Raw genomic sequence first — 17,486 nt, 5'->3', positions numbered from 1 at the left:
TGCAGTTAAAATAAAGGCTCTACTCTTTTCCTTTCACCTTTTATTAGAGATTAAGCTATGAGTGAACTTACCTGGCAAAGATGTATGGGCTTATCAAATGAGTTCTTAGTACCATTAAATGAGCGCCTTATGTGCTTACCTCAGGCTAAAGAGGCTTTTATTAATTTACAAGCACATGCTAAAAAATTTGGTTTTGACCTACAAGCTTGCTCTGCCTTTCGCTCTTTTGAAGCACAAGCTACTATTTTTAATGCTAAGTTTACTGGCCAAAGAGTAATATTGGATAAAAATGAACAGCCTCTATCCCCTATTCCTAGCGACCCTGTAGAGCGCATTAAAGCTATTTTATTATTCTCTGCAATGCCAGGATTTTCACGCCATCATTTTGGTAGTGATTTAGACGTATACGCTCCTAATAAGTTACCCGCTGGGCAAAAATTAGAGCTTACCTATCGTGAATATCTTCCTAATTCTTACTTTTATGAATTTGGATGTTATTTAAAAGAAAACTTGTCCTTATTTGGTTTTAGTAACCCATATTTAAATGCAGAAACTAGCACTTCTCAGGTGGTAGCTATTGGAATAGAACCTTGGCATATTTCCCACCTTGAAAGTGCCCAAGCCTATATTACTAATTTTGATTATGAGCAAGCCGTCAATTATTTAGCACACAGTAATTTGGCTATTGCTCCTTATGTAAAGGATGTTATGACTTTTAAGCAAGCTGATGCCATGCTTAAACTTACCTCTAACCAATAATTGCAACTAATTATCAACTACCAAGGAAGAGCTAATTATAGTGCTTTAATATTGATTGTAATGAATGCTCTACAATTATCTCTTGCTGCTTTGTTAGTAGCAGCCTCCTGCGCTGTTGTAGCTGCTCCCCATCAGAATTATTACTGTCCATAAGGCTACAACGACACTGACTGTCAACGCTACAATGACCAAAGAGCAACACCACGCCACCACAGCAATAGACATTACTGGTGGCAATAGAATGAGCTACTACCGCTAGGCCTTATTGGTAGTTTTACCTTCCCCCTATAGGGCTAACTAATGAGGTTAGCTCCTAGGAATATTGCATCACGCTACAAATTCCTGTTGTTTATCGCAATCGCTAATACAAACCTAATTTTGCTAACGTAATATTAAATTCATAAGCCATCTATTGTAGTTGCATTTTAGTGTCATTATTGGAGTATTAGTGTTTCACCCGCACTACAGATTTTTTCAATTTACTATTTTTTTAATCATAGTTTGGCAACTAAAACCCTCGTATTCACAGCATTTGTTTCTTTGTTTGTCCATAACTTGGAATTTTATTATGAAAGCTCTTAAATTATCTTTAGCTGCCATACTTGCAGCATCATCTTTTGCAGTTTTTGCCGCCGATGCCCCAGCTCCAGTACAAACTACCGCAGTTGTTCCACCAGCTCAAACTTCTACCACAACCAACGCACCTGCTCCTAACAAGGTAGTAGTAATCGATGGTCAAGAATACTATTGCCCTCGTGGTTTTGACGTTAATGACTGCCCTCGTTTAAATGGTGAAAGACCATTACCTCCACGCCACCACGGCATGACTCCACACCACCATAGAATGGGCATGGGCCCTGGCGCAGGCATGGGTATGGGCGCTGGCTATGCCTTAAATGCAGATCACTTTGCCCCAGGCCCTCACCATACTGCTCATTTACGCCCTCACAGAGGCCCAGGCCTTAACAAAGTAATGAATACCTACTGCCCACACCACCAAACTCTATTAGGTGATTGCTTGGGTGATGATTTTGAAAAGACCTTTAAGGCTGACTTTGATCAATTACAGGCCTTAAAAGATCAAGTATTCATTAAAAATCAAATCTTAAAGGCTCGTGTTGCTGATGGTGATAGTGCTAGTGCTATTACCAAATATGCTCAGGATGTAAATAATGCCAAAAAGGCACATCGTGAGGCCCGCTATGCACTTGACCAAAAGATTAGAGCCTATGTACAAGCTCACTTTGATCAAGGCTTAGAGCAAAAATAATCGATTAATTAACTTCGACAATACTTAATACTAAAGCCCTAGTGAGCAATCATTAGGGCTTTTCTTTGCTACGCTCAATCTCACCAACCTTTCAGTCCATACGTGCGCTCTTTACTAGCTAAAGCTCTCTTGATTAAGCCTAAACAACCTTATCCCCTATCGCTTATCACCTATAGCCTATAGTCTATCCCTTATTGCCTACAAAATAAGATACAACCGAACATACTAGAACAACCGCAGGCCTGACTGCCTAGTACTGCAATAGTAAAAGCGCACACTGATACTTGCTTTATGGTTCTTGCAGGAAGCCATAATAAGTAAAAAATCTAAAGAAATTTGCTATACATTACGCACCAACAGCTACTTTTACAGCACTATGCCCTCTTTTTGCTCTTTAGCTATGGTTCAATTAGCTTCGTAAACTTGGAATGTCTGAGCATCAGAGGGGGTAGCTTTAGTAGCTTGGAATGGCTAAGCTTGAGAGGGATTAGCTTGGTGAGCTTGGGATGCCTGAGCATCAGAGGGGTTAGCTTTGGTAGCTTGGAATGGCCAAGCTTGAGATGAGTTAGCTTTGTAGCTTGGAATGGCTAAGCTTGAGAGGGATTAGCTTTAGTAGCTTATGGTTTGCTTCATTATTTTTGGGATGGAAGTGACATTTGCTCTGAGCACAGAACTTATTTTTCTTGATTTTATGAGGCGGAAGTTTTTGCAAATTTAGCAAAATAGATAGGCTTTTACCAAAAAAAAGGGATACCAGATAGTTGGCATCCCTTTTTAAGGTTTGGCTAAATTGAGCCCTATTAAGGGCTAAAAGTTAAATTATGACTCTGCAGAAGCTTGAACTTGCTCTGCGGCTTTTTGTACCTGACGGGAAATAGCGTCGGTATCGATACGCTTAAAGGTTAAGTCTTCCTTATTAAGCTGTGACTCATCTAAGGTAAAGAAGTCTAACTCACTTAATAAGCCATCGATAAGGTTGGTACAGTAAGTTGCCACGTTAGAGGCATTGCTTGCAACGTCAACAGACTGCTGGGCCATTTCTGAGATGCCTTGCATGTTATTAGAAATCTCAGAGGTAGCATTAATTTGCTCTTCAGCAGCAGAGGCAATTTGAATAATCTGATCGTTAACATTGTTAACAGAATCACGAATACAACCTAAAGTATTCTCAAGATCAGATGCTTCCTCAGCAACTAAGTTCATTTGCTCAACAGATTCGTTCATAGAGGTAGTTGCAGCCTCAGAATCAGCTTGTACACCAGCTACCATGGCAGAAATTTCCTTGGTAGAGGCAGCAGTACGGCTAGCAAGGGCACGAACTTCATCAGCTACCACGGCAAAGCCACGACCAGCCTCACCAGCACGAGCAGCCTCAATAGCAGCGTTTAAAGCTAGTAAGTTAGTTTGAGCAGCAATATCTTCAATAGTACCTACGATAGAACCAATCTTTTGAGATTGCTCGGCAAGCTTAATAACCTTATCAGCGTCAGAGCGAGTGTTTTCAGCCTGCTCTTTAATTCTAATTACAGTTGCTCTTACCTTCTCTACGCCCTTATTGGTCTCAACACGAGCGCTCTCTGAAGTGCTTTGAGCATTGTGACAGTTCTTAGCAATATCAGAAGTAGTAGATACCATCTCATCAGAAGCAGCTGCTACTGTTAGAGCACGGCTTTCAGTGTCCTGAGCACCAGTAATAACAGCATTAGATGCAGTGTTTAAGGTTTGAGAGCTAGTATTTAATGACTCAGAAATAGCAATGGTACGGGCTACAGCACGGTTTAAAGTATGAGCAATATCCTTAAAGCATCTATAGATACGGCCAATTTCATCATCATGGATCTTATCTTGATCAATTTTAATATTGAAATTACCATGCTCAATTAACTTGGCGTACTCTAAGATGTTTAAAGTGCTACCGACAATATATCTAGATAATAAAGTAGCAAAAATAACAGCCACAATTGTACCAATTAGGGTTAATACCACAGTAGTATAAATGTGGTGAGTCATGTCTAATTGAATAACATAATCAGTTACTTCATTAGCATAGGCATAAATAAGAGCAGATATATTTCTATTTGCTGATGAGGAATAAGGTAATACTTCCTTTAAGAATACCTTATCAGCCTCTTCATAACGACCAGCCTCTAATAAAGTCTTAAATTGAGTGTTTTCAATAGAGCGCACTAAATTATTTAAATCGTTAATACAAGCATTAGTAAGATCATTAAAGTGTCCCATTGGGAGACCTTTTTGCACACGCTCAGATAAAGCATGAGTCTTTTCTAAGCCTGCTCTTACTAAGGAAGGACTTGGAGCAACTTGTAACTCGTGCAACCAAGAGTGAACCTCTCCATAGGCTACATTAATCTCAAATACATCTGCGACATCCTCAGTAATAAGGTGACGAATTTCTTTACCTACCTCAGAGGAATTCATCATGGAATAAATGGCCATAGAGGCAACAGATAAGGCTACAAAAATTACGAAGCCAAAGCCTGCCATCATTTTTCCTTTGATGCCAAGTTGCTTAAACATAGAAGCTCCTAGTTTATTTTTAGAACATACGCTCTAATTTGCCAAACACATAAATCACCCTTAGCAAAGCCAGACACAGCTTGCTAACAGCTTGCTAAAAGTTCTACAGCTTATGCTGTATTTGCTCATATGAGCATTAAAATAAAGAAATCTATTCTGATGGGTTGAATTTGTTTGATATGACTTATAATTCACAACCAAAATTACTTTCAATTAATCCTTATGCAACTACAGATGCTAAGGTTTAGACACCATATTATATATTTATTTATTGCTTATTGATACAACGTATCAATAAGTAGCAAATAATTAAAAAGTACAACGCACATCAAAATTGGCTAAAATATGGGAGTTTAACAATAAATACATCCTTATATGTGAGCTACACACTCCATTTGCAAAGAGTCGCTAGTATAAGTTAACGGCTACTAAACATTATTTTTAATAGTTAGTAATCCAATTTTGCAAAACTATTGCTGTAAAAGCTATCTTAAAAGCCTTGCCAATCTGAGCTGTAAAAGGAAATTATATTAGTTAATGAGAAAATTCATATTTACTTTAAGCTTAGTAAAGCTAAAGACGGGCATGTGATTTTCTAAAGCGAGCTTTATTGAAGCTTACTTAATTCCTTGTTCATTTGATCTTATCAAGGTCAAATTCTCAGTAAATTTGGCTTAAAAACCATTGTGATTTTCTCATAATGATTCTTCTAAAGCTATTGCATAGCTCACGTTTTTTGCAAAAAACATAGATGCAACTTTTTTGCGCAGACATACTACCATACCTTTGGCTAGTTTTTCCTATACTTCTGGGCTCAACTGCATAATTTTTTTCATATTTATTTTCGATTTTCTAAAGCTTTTAACGATATTGATTAAACTAAAAATATATTTACATGCTTAGATTGAAATTTAGTCTAGGTATGCAGCCATGCTTTTTTTAATGACGATAACTTTTATGTGCGCCTCATTTTTCTAAAGGTGCAACTTATCACACCAAACATCTCAAACAACGCCCGCCCCTTGTCATCGTAAGGAACATAGAGCTTTACATCAGCTCTTTTTTGCAGGTATTCACTAGGATGGGCATAGTGTCTTAATACAAACTTACCTTGGTACTTAATGACTACTAAATCTTGAGACTGAGGAAGTGCATCACGCCTTACTACTACGTAGTCACCTTTTAAGATGCCATAACTTTGGTACTCGTCTGAGCTCATTACAAACACAAAAGAGCAAGGGTGATTAATTTGCGTAATGTCATTTAAATTATTGCCTGCAAAAGCCCCGTTATTAAGCTCTAAGTCATCTTTGTCATCAGACAATAAATTAATGCTTGACATGAAATACCCTCATTAACACTGCAACACAATGCAACAAGAAAGAATTTGGGGTCAAAATACTGTACTTTTAGCACTACAAAGAAGAGTTTTACCATTTTTAGTACGATAATGCGCACAAATTAACTCTAATATTAAAGTTTTTTCTGTAATGATTGTAAAATAGCATATGTTTGCCTTTGGGTTAATTTATTAGCAAATTAAAAAGGACTAAATCAGATGCAACAATTTACCTACACCATTAAAGATCGCGATGGTATCCATGCTCGTCCAGCAGGTGTACTTATTAAGGCCGCCAAGTCCTATAAGTCTAAGATCAGTATTGAGGCTCACGGCAAGACTGCTGATCTTAAGGGTGGTATTTTTGCTCTTATGGGCTTAGGCATTCGTTGTGGTTGGGATGTCACCATCACCATTGAAGGTGAGGATGAGCATATCGCCGCTGTTGAACTAAAAGAAGTTTTTGAAAGCACTATTTAGTTGATAAGTAGTTTATTAGCTTTTATTTATGCCCCTAAAAGATACCTTTGCTTTTAGGGGCTTATTATTTCGTGCCCTATAAGTTCATAGCCCCCTCATCAAGAGCCATCACCATAGCATCAACTACCACCGCTATTGCCCATATAAGCACTAAGCAGTACGCAGCCCTTAAGTAGCCAAGTCTTTCCATACTACCTCGCATTGTCTCCCTTTGCCCCGTATTATGCCACCTAGCCTCGTATCGCTCTGCAGAGCCTAACTCCAAATTGTACTCTTTGAAGTTAACCGTCTTACTGACATAGGGGAGACATTCAAATATTTACGTTAAACTAACAGTTTTGCTGTATGTTGAGGGTCATTTATACGAATTTATTACCTCTACAACGCAAAATCTAAGCAAATTTTGATAAATAACCAACTGTCTCCCCTACGTCTGGTCTTACTGACTCTGCCATGCCATGCACTGCGCTGCGCTGCGCTGCCAGACACTACCTAAAAATCGACTCTACAGGATATTTCCCTCCCCATATTTGCTGCTCAAAGCCCCCTATTTTGGTCAATTGCACTGGAGTTTAGGCATTTAGATCAGATTTGTATAAGCATGGTAGGCAATGACAGCAGGCTAGCTTGGCAGGCTTGCCTGCTTTAAGGCTAGCTTGCCTGTTTGTTAATTAAGTTAGTTGATTTGGTTAGAGTTTAGAACAAGGAAGGGCCAGCAAGATGCTCTGCTGTACGCAATACTGCGACTTTTTTTGGCGGCTGGGATTGTGAAAAAATTAAGCATTTATGGTACTTTTTTATTCTTTCTAAGTTTTTGCTAAGCATCTATAGACCATAATGAGTTACGTAGCAAATTGAATTAAACATAGGTTAAAGGATTGAACCATGAGCGACTTATTTAGCAAGCTAAAAGACGGGGCTAACAAACTAAGCAAGAATATGCCTAACATGCCAAAAAATATTGATCCTAAGGTCGGTATGGCTGGCGCAGCTGGCGTTGGTGCTGTGTTAGGTGCGCTCTTTGGAGGTTCTAAAGGCGTTAAAAAGACTGCCAAAAATGTTGCTGTAGTAGGTGGTTCAGCAGCTTTAGCTGCCTTGGCCTATAAGATGTACCAAAATTGGAGCTCTAACAAAAATGGCACTGCAGCACCAAGCGGCTCGCAAAACATTGGTTACGGCCAGGCCTCTAGCAGTTATGGAAGCCCAAGCTCCTATAATCAAGGTGGTTATGGCGCTTCTGCTGGTGCCAGCAACGATCCTTTTGCTGAATTTAATGCCCAAAATGCCCAGCAAGAACAATTAATGCTTTCTAATGATATGGGCAAGCTTTTAATTGAAGCTATGATTTTTGCTGCTCGTGCTGATGGTCATATCGATGCTCAAGAGCAAGAAATGATTATGAAGACTGCTAATCAATTAAGTGGCAATACCAACCAAATGATTCGTGAGTTCTTAAATAAGCCTCTTGATCCACGTGATTTAGCCGCTAAAGTACAAAATCAATCTCAGGCTATGGATATTTATCGCCTCTCAGCTGCTGCTATTGTGGCCGATAATATGCAAGAACAACGCTATTTAAGTGATTTAGCCGCTGCTTTAAATATTAACGAATTTACTAAACAGCAGCTTGATAATGATGCAAACGAACTTAGAAGACAAATGTCAGGCTACTAACATTTACAAAGAATAAAACAAAACCTCAAAAGGGGAGACCTAAAAAGTCTCCCCTTTTTTATTTTCTTAAGTAAAAACCTTGCTCAAAATGATGTGAGGAGCGCTGTATCAAGATAAGACCAATCAAGCATCTTATTATCATGAAATTTGGGAAAAATACGGTATAAAGATGTTTCGTTTGTATGAATGATAAGAAAAATAAGCTATGGAGTAATTAAACTTAATTAAGATATAATCATTAACTGTTTACCATTTTTACCAAAATTTTTGAGAAAATGACTTTAAAAAAGCATTAACTATGTAATTTGAGCCACTATCTCTTTTCATTAGGTGAGCTATCTGTTAGCAAGCTTAACAGCTTGTATAAGTTAGTATAATCTGAAATTTGCTGAAAATTATCCCTTATTGACATGAATCCGATATATGTCAAGATTGTTGTTTTTGCAAAAGAGATATTTATCGCTTAACCCAAAAATGCTCTTTGTGCTCTTAAAGCTGATTTACAAGGGAAATTTCGTAAGTTAAGGGATATTTTTAACTAAGTTCAGGTATAAGCGTGCCTATTTTATAGGTCTTATTTAGGGATGTTTTAGAGCCAATATGAATATATCATCTACTGATAAGTCAATTGAAGCTATTGAAATTCAAAATCATCCTGATTTTGAAAAGGTGATTAGTGCTTGGCGCAAGACCAAAGATGAGCGTGCTAAAGAGCGTTACGATATCCTTATTCAATTTACCAAATTTAAATCTATTTCTAAGGTAAGCCAGCATTTAAATGTTGATCGTAAAACTGTCCGCAAATGGATTGTACGTTTTCAAGAAAGTGGTTTTGAGGGACTAAAAGATAAACAACGTTCTGGACGTAAAAGCATATTGTTGGATGAAGATATTGCTTTAATTGAAAAGACCTTAAAAGAAGATATACCAGAGCATCTTAATGAAAACCAATGGCATGCCAAAGGTATTGCCAACTATTTACATCTGCCCTACCATCCTGTTTTACGCTTCTTAAAAACTAAGGGCATTGATATTGATAACTTTCCATATAATCGCTCGCCTAATACTATAGATCAACAACTAAATCCTAAAGATCCGCCTATTAAGCTAGCTATAGAAAAAGTGGTAGACAAAACTCTCAAGCCAAAGTCTAAAGATGAGGAAGAATAGTCCACTTAGCTTAAATTTAGCTTTATTTACTTATACAAAAAGAGGATAGAAAACACAAATTTCTATCCTCTTTTTAATTTTCAAACTAAGCCTACAGACCCTAGCCTCAGCTTAGGCCATGGCCAGGGCTCAGTCCCAGCGCCTTAGCCAGGGCTAAGGCGCTATGGAGCTTAGCTTTGGCCTGACAGGACAAAGCTACAGCGTGCACTGCTATTTTTGGGGCAGCCATTGAGATTGGATGCGCTCTAGCTCTGCGTAAATACGCTTATCAGAGATAGGGCAACTTACGCCTAAGTGCTGGGCAAAGTATGATACACGCAACTCCTCAATCATCCATTTAACTTCTTTTAATGGTGGAGGAATAAGGTCTTCGTGATAGCTACGTAACACCTTTTGATATTCTTCATTAATACCATCTAAGGTTCTCATATACATTTGATCACGTACCACATCACGATTGAGACGAGTAATACGCTCAATAGCAGCTTGTAAATAACGTGGCAACTCACTTAAATGCTCATTGCCGCATTGGCTAATAAAGCCCTTATAGATAAGGCCATCAAGCTGGGCAGAAATATCAGCATAAGAGCGTGCTAAATCAAAGGAAATATTACCCTTTAATAGGCGCTTAAGCTCATGGGCTTTTACTAAGCTTTGCTCAATATTCTTAGCAATAGCTAAAGCTTCATCATTAAGCTCACCACGGACAATTTCTTTTAAGCGTAAGAAATTTTCCTCATCCCAAGGTACACCACCATTGCGCTGCACAATATTACTAATAGCACAGAGCATAAGATCAAAAATCAACTCTTTAATTGATCCTAATGGCTGATAGTACATAGAGAGCTTGGCTCTATTAGGTAAATGAGTTTCTAAGTAACTAGTTGGGCTCTTTAAACTTAAAGCAATGAGTTTAATAGCACCTTGAGCCATAGCCTTGGCCTGACGCTCTGGACTATCATACAGCTCTAAGGTCACACCCTCGCCTCTATCAGTCAAAGCAGGGTAGGCGGTAATACGCAATGATCCTTGCTTAGTTACCTGCTCTTTCTTAATAGTGCCATATTCCCAAGATTGAGCTGGAGCTGTTACCTTATGGCTCTTAACTACTTGATGTAATACTTCACGGGCTTTACCTTGCAAGCGAGATGATAATGCCGCAAAGTCCTTACCAAAAGCTATTTCTTTGCCGTCTACTCCCTCAATAGAGAAGTTAACAAATAAATAGTCAGGGATCAGGCTCTTATCAAAGTCATCAGCACTGATAACCTCTCCACCCATGCGAGTAAGCTCACGAGCAACTACCACAAATAAGTTATCTAAAGCACCCTTAGTTTTACCCTTAGGAGCATTGTTATTATTTGCTACGGTCTCGCTTTGATTAATGCTTTGAGTATAAGACTTTAAGCTTTCATCAAGAGCCTTGGCGTACTCAGGAGCTGGAATTAAATTACGACGTAGGCGCTTTGGTAAAGAGCGAATTAAAGTAGCAAACAGTTCTTGGCGTAAACCATCAATTTGCCATAAAAATTCCTCAGCCTTTACTTGATTTAAGACCGTAATAGGAATATGTACAGTTACACCATCACGCTCAGAGCCAATATCAAAAACATAGCTTAACTTATAGCGTAAAGCACCCTGATGCCAGAATTCTGGATAGAGCTTATCTTCAATAGCCATGATGTCGCCTTTAGCAATAAGCTCATAGCTAAAATCAAGATAATTAGGATCTTCCTTGCTCTTAGTTTTCCACCACTTATCAAAATCACGCATATTACAGATATTAGCTGGAATACGCTCATCGTAAAATTGCTCTAAAGTGGTTGAATCAACTAACAGATCACGCCTTCTAACCTTATCTTCTAAATACTCAACATCATCAATTAATGAGATATTGTGATTAAAGAAGCGATGGTTACACAGAATATTACCCCCTACAAAGCCATCACGAATCATAAGTTCACGACAAAGCTTAGGATCAATATCCTGGTATTGTACTAAGCGCTTTTGCACAATAGGCAAACCATAAATGCTTCTGGTCAAATAGGCCATTACTGCACCGTTTTTCTTAGACCAGTGCGGCTCGTTATAGGTGTTTTTAATTAAATGACCTGCACAAGCCTCAGCATATATAGGATCAATAGCGGCAACAGTACGAGCAAATAAGCGACTAGTCTCAGAAAGCTCAGAGGCACAAATCCATTTTGGCGGTTTCTTGGCTAAAGCAGAGGCAGGGAAAATAACAAAACGAGAGCCACGAGCACCAATATAATTATTGCCATTAGGCTCTAACATACCCATATGGCTAAGCAATCCTGAGATTAAAGAGCGGTGAATAGACTCATAATCAGCTTTCTCTTGGTTAAAGTTCATATCCAAAAGCTGGGCTGAGGCTCTTAATTGACGGTGCACATCCATCCACTCACGCACACGTAAGAAAGAGATAAACTCTTGTTTTAACTGACGGCGCATAGCTGAGTTAGACAAGGTCTTTTGCAACTCTTTAATATAGTCATAGAGTTTTAAAATGGACAAGAAGTCTGACTTCTCATCATTAAAACGCTTATGCCACTGGGTAGCAGCCTCTTTTTTATCCAATGGATATTCACGAGGATCCATTACAGCTAAAGCTGAGACAATAACAATAACCTCGCTTAAGGCATGGTACTTGGAGGCCTCAACCATCATGCGTCCTAAACGTGGGTCACAAGGCAATCTTGATAAAATACGACCTACATTAGTAAGCTGTAATTGCGATTCATCATCTTTAGAGGCCTTAGACCAAGGCTTATCACTAATAGCCCCCAACTCATCTAATAGACGTAAACCATCACTTACCTGACGTGGTGCTGGTGCATCAATAAATGGGAAGTTTTCAATACTACCTAAGCGCAATGAGGCCATTTGTAGTAATACTGAGGCCAGATTGGTTCTTAAAATTTCTGGATCGGTAAACTCTGGACGATTGTCAAAATCTTCTTTTGAGTATAAGCGTACACAAATACCATCACTAACACGACCGCAACGGCCTTTTCTTTGGTTAGCACTAGCTTGAGAAATAGGCTCAATAGGTAATCTTTGTACTTTAGTACGTGAAGAGTAACGTGAAATACGAGCTAAACCAGGATCAATAACATAGCGAATACCAGGTACAGTTAATGAAGTTTCAGCAACGTTAGTAGCCAGCACAATACGTACACCAGTATGATCAGTAAAGATCTTGTTTTGCTCAGCTGTTGCTAAGCGGGCATATAAAGGCACAATTTCAGTATCTTTAAGGCCTGCCTTACGCAAGAATTGAGCAATTTCTAAAATGTCACGTTCACCAGGCAAGAATACTAGAGTATCGCCACGTCCTCGAGCTTGTAAATAATTAATGGCTTGTAAAATACCTTGGCGTAAATCTAAAGTATCAGCCACATCCCTATCGTCGTCCAAAGAGCTAGAACGTGGGATAACAGCATTAGCTGCGAGCTTTTTAGCATTGATGGAAGCTTGAGCAGCAGCCTTTAAACTTGCCATGGAATTATCGGCCCATGCCCCTGGACCACCTTGGGACAAGACCTCATCAATAGCCTCATTACGAGACTCAATAATATGGTTATTGCTCTTATGATCACGCTCGTAATAGCCCTTACCATCGTGGCCTTCAATATATACGCCTTTATTGTCTTCCATAAGAGGCATATAAACTACCTCTACAGGATAGGTACGACCTGAGACCTCAATAATAGGAGCATTATTAAAGTGCTGAGCAAAACGCTCTACATCAATGGTAGCGGAAGTAATAATGAGCTTAAGCTCTGGACGCTTGGCTAGTAAGTTCTTTAAATAGCCTAATAAAAAGTCGATATTTAAAGAGCGTTCATGGGCCTCGTCAATAATAATGACATCATAATTAAGCAAGAGACGATCGCTTACTAATTCTGATAGTAAGATACCGTCAGTCATAAGCTTAATGTAGGCATTAGGCGAGCTAATATCGGTAAAACGTACCTTATAAGAAACACTATTACCTAACTGCTCATGAAGCTCTTGGGCAATACGTGAAGCTACTGCACGAGCAGCAATACGACGTGGCTGAGTATGACCAATTAAGCCTTTGCGACCTAAACCAGCCTCAAGACACATCTTAGGAATTTGAGTTGTTTTACCAGAGCCAGTTTCACCTGCAATAATTACTACTTGGTTCTCAGCAATAGCCTTAATAATTTCATCTTTACGCTGGCTTACAGGTAAAGACTCAGGATACTCAAGCTTAGGTACATTTTTCTCACGTAAAGCCATGGCCTCTACTTCGCTTTGTAAGTAGCAAAGTAGCTCCTCTTTACGCTGACCATACTCGCCAGAGGACAGTACTAACTCAAGCAGCTCTTTCTTATTAACACTCTTATCAGCCCCTGCCTCACCCTGAGCGCTAGCCATACCCGCAGCCTCAGCAGTTGCAGCATCCGACGCAGTCGCAGCAGCAGTCTCAGATGCGACCGCAGATGCAGCACTATCATTGCCCATAGTGCCTACACCTGCATTAGCCCCTGCGCTTGCGCTAGTGCCTGCGCTGGCGGTGCTATCTGCGCTTGCGCCATTGCTTACACTGGTGCCTGCACCTGCGCTGGCATTAGCGCTAGCGTTGCTGGTGAAGAGATCTTGCATGAGCTGCAAAATCACATTATCAAGCTCACCTAGCTTGCGGTACAGAGTACGACGAGTCTGGTAACTTACCTCATCTTGTTTAGCTCTAACTTCCTTTAAGAGCTCAACATCAAAGTATTTGCCTTGTAATAGCGGAGCTTTGCCTTTATTAGCAGGGCGGGCCTTTTTGCTATTGCTATTATTAGCAACCTTCTTGTGATTAGCGCCTTTATCGTGCTTAGCCTTTTGCTTTTGCTCTGGTTCGTGCTGAGACTTAAGCTCTGGCTTAAGATTAGAGTAAGAGGCGTTTTTCTGCTCTTTAGCTACATCTTTATCGTGATGGCGATTGAGGCTGTCGGCCTTGCGTTGCAAGCGATTGAGAGCATGCTCTAAGCGCTCTTGGCTATTGAGCTTCTCATCATTAGCAGCTTTATTCTTAAAACCTGTTTTTTGAGCGTTATTACGATTGTTATAACGGACATTGCTACCAGCTTGTCCTTGAGTCTTGGCCTGATTTGAGCTGCGACCTTGAGCCTTAGTTTGAGTTTGAGCCTGGGCTTTGCCCTGAGCTTGGCCCTGGCCCTGAGATTGGCCATGCACTTGGGCTTGGGAGCTAAATTTTGCTAGCTGAGCTGCTTTTTGCTTAATAGGATTTAAGTGCTCGTTGCCCTCTTTAACTACAATAGCATCAGCCTTAGCCTGAGCTTGATCGGCCTCTTGCTGGCGTAAGCGTACTTGTAAATCTTTTAAATCGGCAAAGGAACTAAAAGAGTTTGAGTTTTTATCACTCATGACCAAGGACTTCCTAAATATGCTTATTGCCTCTCGGCAATGTAAAAATTATTAAATATTCATTGCTTAGCTCTAAGGCTAAAACATCGCTATTATACGCTATATAGATTTATATTCTAAAAAACATAAAGGCAAGCCATTATTAAGTGCTTGCCTTTAATTATTGCTAGCCTAGGCTAGCTTAACTATCAATAGTTTGACTTTAATATTGGAACTTAGTGTTGCCAGGAGCATAACGATTAAGAATGTGTGAGGAGATAAGTTCATCCATGGTTTCATCGCTGGCCAAGGCTGAGCTTTCAACTACATCCATACGTAAGACCTTAACACTATGTGCCGCACACATGCTCTCTAAGCCTGATTCATTAGAGTAACGACGTGGTATACCATCCTCCTCTGAGGAGTCAATTAAGGCATGCCAATAACGATCATGTAAAATGCTTGGCATGCGGAACATAAGATCCCTGTCTTCATTATTAAACATCAAACACCAACGCTCTCCACGGTAGTTTCTATCACCTACATAGAGCATTAAGTGATTAATATCTGGACTATGCCAATCTTGATCTTTTAATAAGGTGCCGTCACTCTTACGCCACTTGGCAATATAATCATTCTCAAACTTATAGAAAAAGTCATCAAAAAGATTAATTTCAGATAACACACGAGAAGTTTTGAGCACTGAAATAAGTTTAGCAATATAGTCTCTAAAATATTGCTGCTCAATGGAAATATTCCAATGCAAATAGTTAAGGTCATTGTCCTGACAATAAGTATTATTGTTACCCAGCTGAGTTCGACTAAGTTCGTCACCGCCTAAAATATGAGGTATACCCTGAGAAATAATTAAGGAGGCCATTAAATTACGCTTTAATTGCCAACGGCGCTTAATAATCTCTGGATCTTTGCTGTGACCCTCAGCACCACAGTTATAAGAGAAGTTTTCTGATGAGCCATCACTATTATTATCAAGATTTAGCTCATTGTGCTTGTAGTTATAAGAAACTAAATCCTCAAGGGTAAAGCCATCATGATAAGTAATATAGTTAACCGAGGCATTAATGGAGCGATGTCCCTTTAAGAAGACATCACGTGAACCCAAGAGTCTGGTGGCAACATCACCTAGCAAGCCCTTTTCACCTCGCCAGAAGCGACGCATGCAATCACGATAGCGATCGTTTTGCTCAGACCAGCCACGAGGGAAGTTACCTAATTGATAGCCTCCTAAACCAGGATCCCAAGGCTCTGCAATCATGAGCGCACTATTAGTATCTTCGTTAGCAAAGCAAGCTTTAAAGAAACCGCAGTTTTTATCAAAAGCATAATACTGATTAGAGTGGCTTTCACGGCAAAGGGTAACCGCCAAATCAAAGCGGAAACCATCTACTTGCATTTCATCTAACCAATACTTAAGACTATCCATAATTAAACGGGTAGAAATAAAAGTATCGGCATTAAATGAGTTACCACAGCCTGTAACATTAATAAACTGCAAGTAATTTAAGGAGCCATCTTGATTGAGCTCAAAAGCATAATATGATCGGGCATCCAATCCCTTATAGCTTAGAACAGGGCCATCTAAACCAGCCTCAGCAGTATGGTTAAATACCACGTCCAAAATAACAGCTAAGCCATTTTTGTGGAAAGTTTTAACCATGGTCTTAAACTCATTGACCGCATTAGCAGGATCAGAGGCATAGCTTGGATTTGGAGCCATGAAGCATACAGGGTTATATCCCCAGTAATTCTTTAGACCACGCTTAACCAAAAATGGCTCTGACATAGAGGCAGCTACTGGCATAATTTGCACAGTAGTAATACCTAAATGCTTTAAGTGTGCAATCACACTTGGGTGACACATACCTAAATAAGTACCACGCTCATTAGGAGGAACATCTTCTTTGAGCATAGTCATGCCACGAACATGTGCTTCATATAAAATCACATCAGCACGATCACGGAAAACTTTTGGCACTCCCTCCCAATTAAAGTCTTCCTCAGCGCCTATGATCACAGCTTTAGGAATAAACTCTTCACTATGATTAAGATACATATCTTCATCATAAGCAAAAGCCTTGTTTAACTGCTTTGCATAAGGATCTACTAAAAAGCGGCCTTCTTTAAAATAATAACCCTTAGCAGGATCATTTTCTCCTTTGGCCTCAAGAGCATAGCAATCACCTGCTTTAGCACCCTTAATAAAGCCATACCACACGCCACCCTTTTTCTTTTGTAGTGTAAAAGCTCCTAGCTTAGTTTCACTCTTAGTGTATAAGTGAATTACTATTTCTTTGGCATCAGGAGCCCAAATACTAAAATAGCATCCGTCAGGGTATAAGGTTGCACCAAACCCGACCTTGCGTAATCTATCCTCAGAAATTAGCTCGAGCATATTCGCTCCTTACCAAGCACTTAGACTTATTTAATACTAACCACAACTAACCATGGGAAAGAATATGAATTGCTGCTTACAAATTTGCTAACCTTAAAAGAGCTTTATTGATAGAGATAAACAAATAAAACGGCACAGGCAAACGCAATTACAGATCCTATTACAGCTAGAGCTTGCTAATATTAATCAGCCTCTTAGCTATGGATTAGGACGCTCACTAAAAGCACAACACTTTAGTCAGCATCAAAGTTAAACAAAAAAGGTTTGATTTCTTATACCTCGTTTCCTTTAATAAATTTAAACTTGAAAATCCTGTCCTAGACTAGCAATAGCACTAACAAATGGTGAGTACTATTAACATAAATCTTATTATCTAATGACCAAATTTTGTTACAAGAAAGCTACAAGGAAAAGAAAGCAGAAGAAAACAAACCTCTTAA

General features: G+C 39.3%; 9 protein-coding genes. 5 read left to right on the top strand and 4 right to left on the bottom strand.

The window, feature by feature from the left end; genetic code table 11:
• Nucleotides 1–84: 84 nt before the first annotated feature.
• Both MXE38_RS01255 and MXE38_RS01250 read left to right on the top strand, forming a co-directional pair.
• The gene (locus MXE38_RS01255; RefSeq protein ID WP_246910270.1) at nt 85–759 is read left to right on the top strand and encodes a M15 family metallopeptidase; all 675 of its coding nucleotides are present in this window, start codon (nt 85–87) and stop codon (nt 757–759) included.
• A 568-nt stretch (nt 760–1,327) separates the two neighbouring features.
• Nucleotides 1,328–2,029, top strand: a complete 702-nt coding sequence (locus MXE38_RS01250; RefSeq protein ID WP_246910267.1) for a hypothetical protein — start codon at nt 1,328–1,330, stop codon at nt 2,027–2,029.
• Nucleotides 2,030–2,848: 819 nt separating this feature from the next.
• Here the strand turns inward: MXE38_RS01250 and MXE38_RS01245 are convergent.
• Together MXE38_RS01245 and MXE38_RS01240 are read right to left on the bottom strand one after the other, a co-directional pair.
• Nucleotides 2,849–4,567 (bottom strand): methyl-accepting chemotaxis protein, encoded by a 1,719-nt coding sequence (locus tag MXE38_RS01245; RefSeq protein ID WP_246910264.1) that lies wholly within the window; start codon nt 4,565–4,567, stop codon nt 2,849–2,851.
• A 955-nt stretch (nt 4,568–5,522) separates the two neighbouring features.
• Nucleotides 5,523–5,909, bottom strand: coding sequence for a hypothetical protein (locus MXE38_RS01240; protein WP_246910261.1), 387 nt, complete (start codon nt 5,907–5,909; stop codon nt 5,523–5,525).
• Between the two features lie 216 nt (nt 5,910–6,125).
• On the opposite strand from MXE38_RS01240, the gene MXE38_RS01235 reads away from it, so the two are divergent.
• From MXE38_RS01235 to MXE38_RS01225, 3 genes are all read left to right on the top strand, one after another.
• Entirely contained in the window at nt 6,126–6,386 is a 261-nt protein-coding gene (locus MXE38_RS01235) for an HPr family phosphocarrier protein (RefSeq protein WP_246910258.1), read from the top strand.
• Nucleotides 6,387–7,271: 885 nt separating this feature from the next.
• Nucleotides 7,272–8,060 carry a DUF533 domain-containing protein gene (locus MXE38_RS01230; protein ID WP_246910255.1) on the top strand — a complete coding sequence of 263 codons (789 nt, stop codon included), beginning with the start codon at nt 7,272–7,274 and terminating at the stop codon, nt 8,058–8,060.
• A 600-nt stretch (nt 8,061–8,660) separates the two neighbouring features.
• On the top strand, nt 8,661–9,230 hold the full coding sequence (locus tag MXE38_RS01225; RefSeq protein WP_246910252.1) for a helix-turn-helix domain-containing protein: 570 nt from the start codon (nt 8,661–8,663) through the stop codon (nt 9,228–9,230).
• Between the two features lie 210 nt (nt 9,231–9,440).
• Here MXE38_RS01225 and hrpA read toward each other — a convergent pair whose 3' ends face one another.
• Both hrpA and glgX read right to left on the bottom strand, forming a co-directional pair.
• Entirely contained in the window at nt 9,441–13,517 is a 4,077-nt protein-coding gene (hrpA, locus tag MXE38_RS01220; RefSeq protein WP_246910309.1) for an ATP-dependent RNA helicase HrpA, read from the bottom strand.
• Between the two features lie 1,339 nt (nt 13,518–14,856).
• Nucleotides 14,857–17,046, bottom strand: coding sequence for a glycogen debranching protein GlgX (gene glgX, locus MXE38_RS01215; protein WP_246910249.1), 2,190 nt, complete (start codon nt 17,044–17,046; stop codon nt 14,857–14,859).
• Between the last annotated feature and the right edge of the window lie 440 nt (nt 17,047–17,486).

Source organism: Anaerobiospirillum sp. NML120448 (genome assembly GCF_023050945.1).
Lineage (GTDB): Bacteria > Pseudomonadota > Gammaproteobacteria > Enterobacterales > Succinivibrionaceae > Anaerobiospirillum.
Note: the sequence above shows the minus strand (reverse complement) of the source record. Positions and strands in the feature narration are given on the sequence as shown.

Bases quoted from the DNA above. Each gene is read 5' to 3' on its own strand.
- MXE38_RS01255 (WP_246910270.1), top strand. From the start codon at position 85: ATGGGCTTATCAAATGAGTTCTTAGTACCATTAAATGAGCGCCTTATG.
- MXE38_RS01250 (WP_246910267.1), top strand. From the start codon at position 1,328: ATGAAAGCTCTTAAATTATCTTTAGCTGCCATACTTGCAGCATCATCT.
- MXE38_RS01245 (WP_246910264.1), bottom strand. From the start codon at position 4,567: ATGTTTAAGCAACTTGGCATCAAAGGAAAAATGATGGCAGGCTTTGGC.
- MXE38_RS01240 (WP_246910261.1), bottom strand. From the start codon at position 5,909: ATGTCAAGCATTAATTTATTGTCTGATGACAAAGATGACTTAGAGCTT.
- MXE38_RS01235 (WP_246910258.1), top strand. From the start codon at position 6,126: ATGCAACAATTTACCTACACCATTAAAGATCGCGATGGTATCCATGCT.
- MXE38_RS01230 (WP_246910255.1), top strand. From the start codon at position 7,272: ATGAGCGACTTATTTAGCAAGCTAAAAGACGGGGCTAACAAACTAAGC.
- MXE38_RS01225 (WP_246910252.1), top strand. From the start codon at position 8,661: ATGAATATATCATCTACTGATAAGTCAATTGAAGCTATTGAAATTCAA.
- hrpA (WP_246910309.1), bottom strand. From the start codon at position 13,517: ATGGCTTTACGTGAGAAAAATGTACCTAAGCTTGAGTATCCTGAGTCT.
- glgX (WP_246910249.1), bottom strand. From the start codon at position 17,046: ATGCTCGAGCTAATTTCTGAGGATAGATTACGCAAGGTCGGGTTTGGT.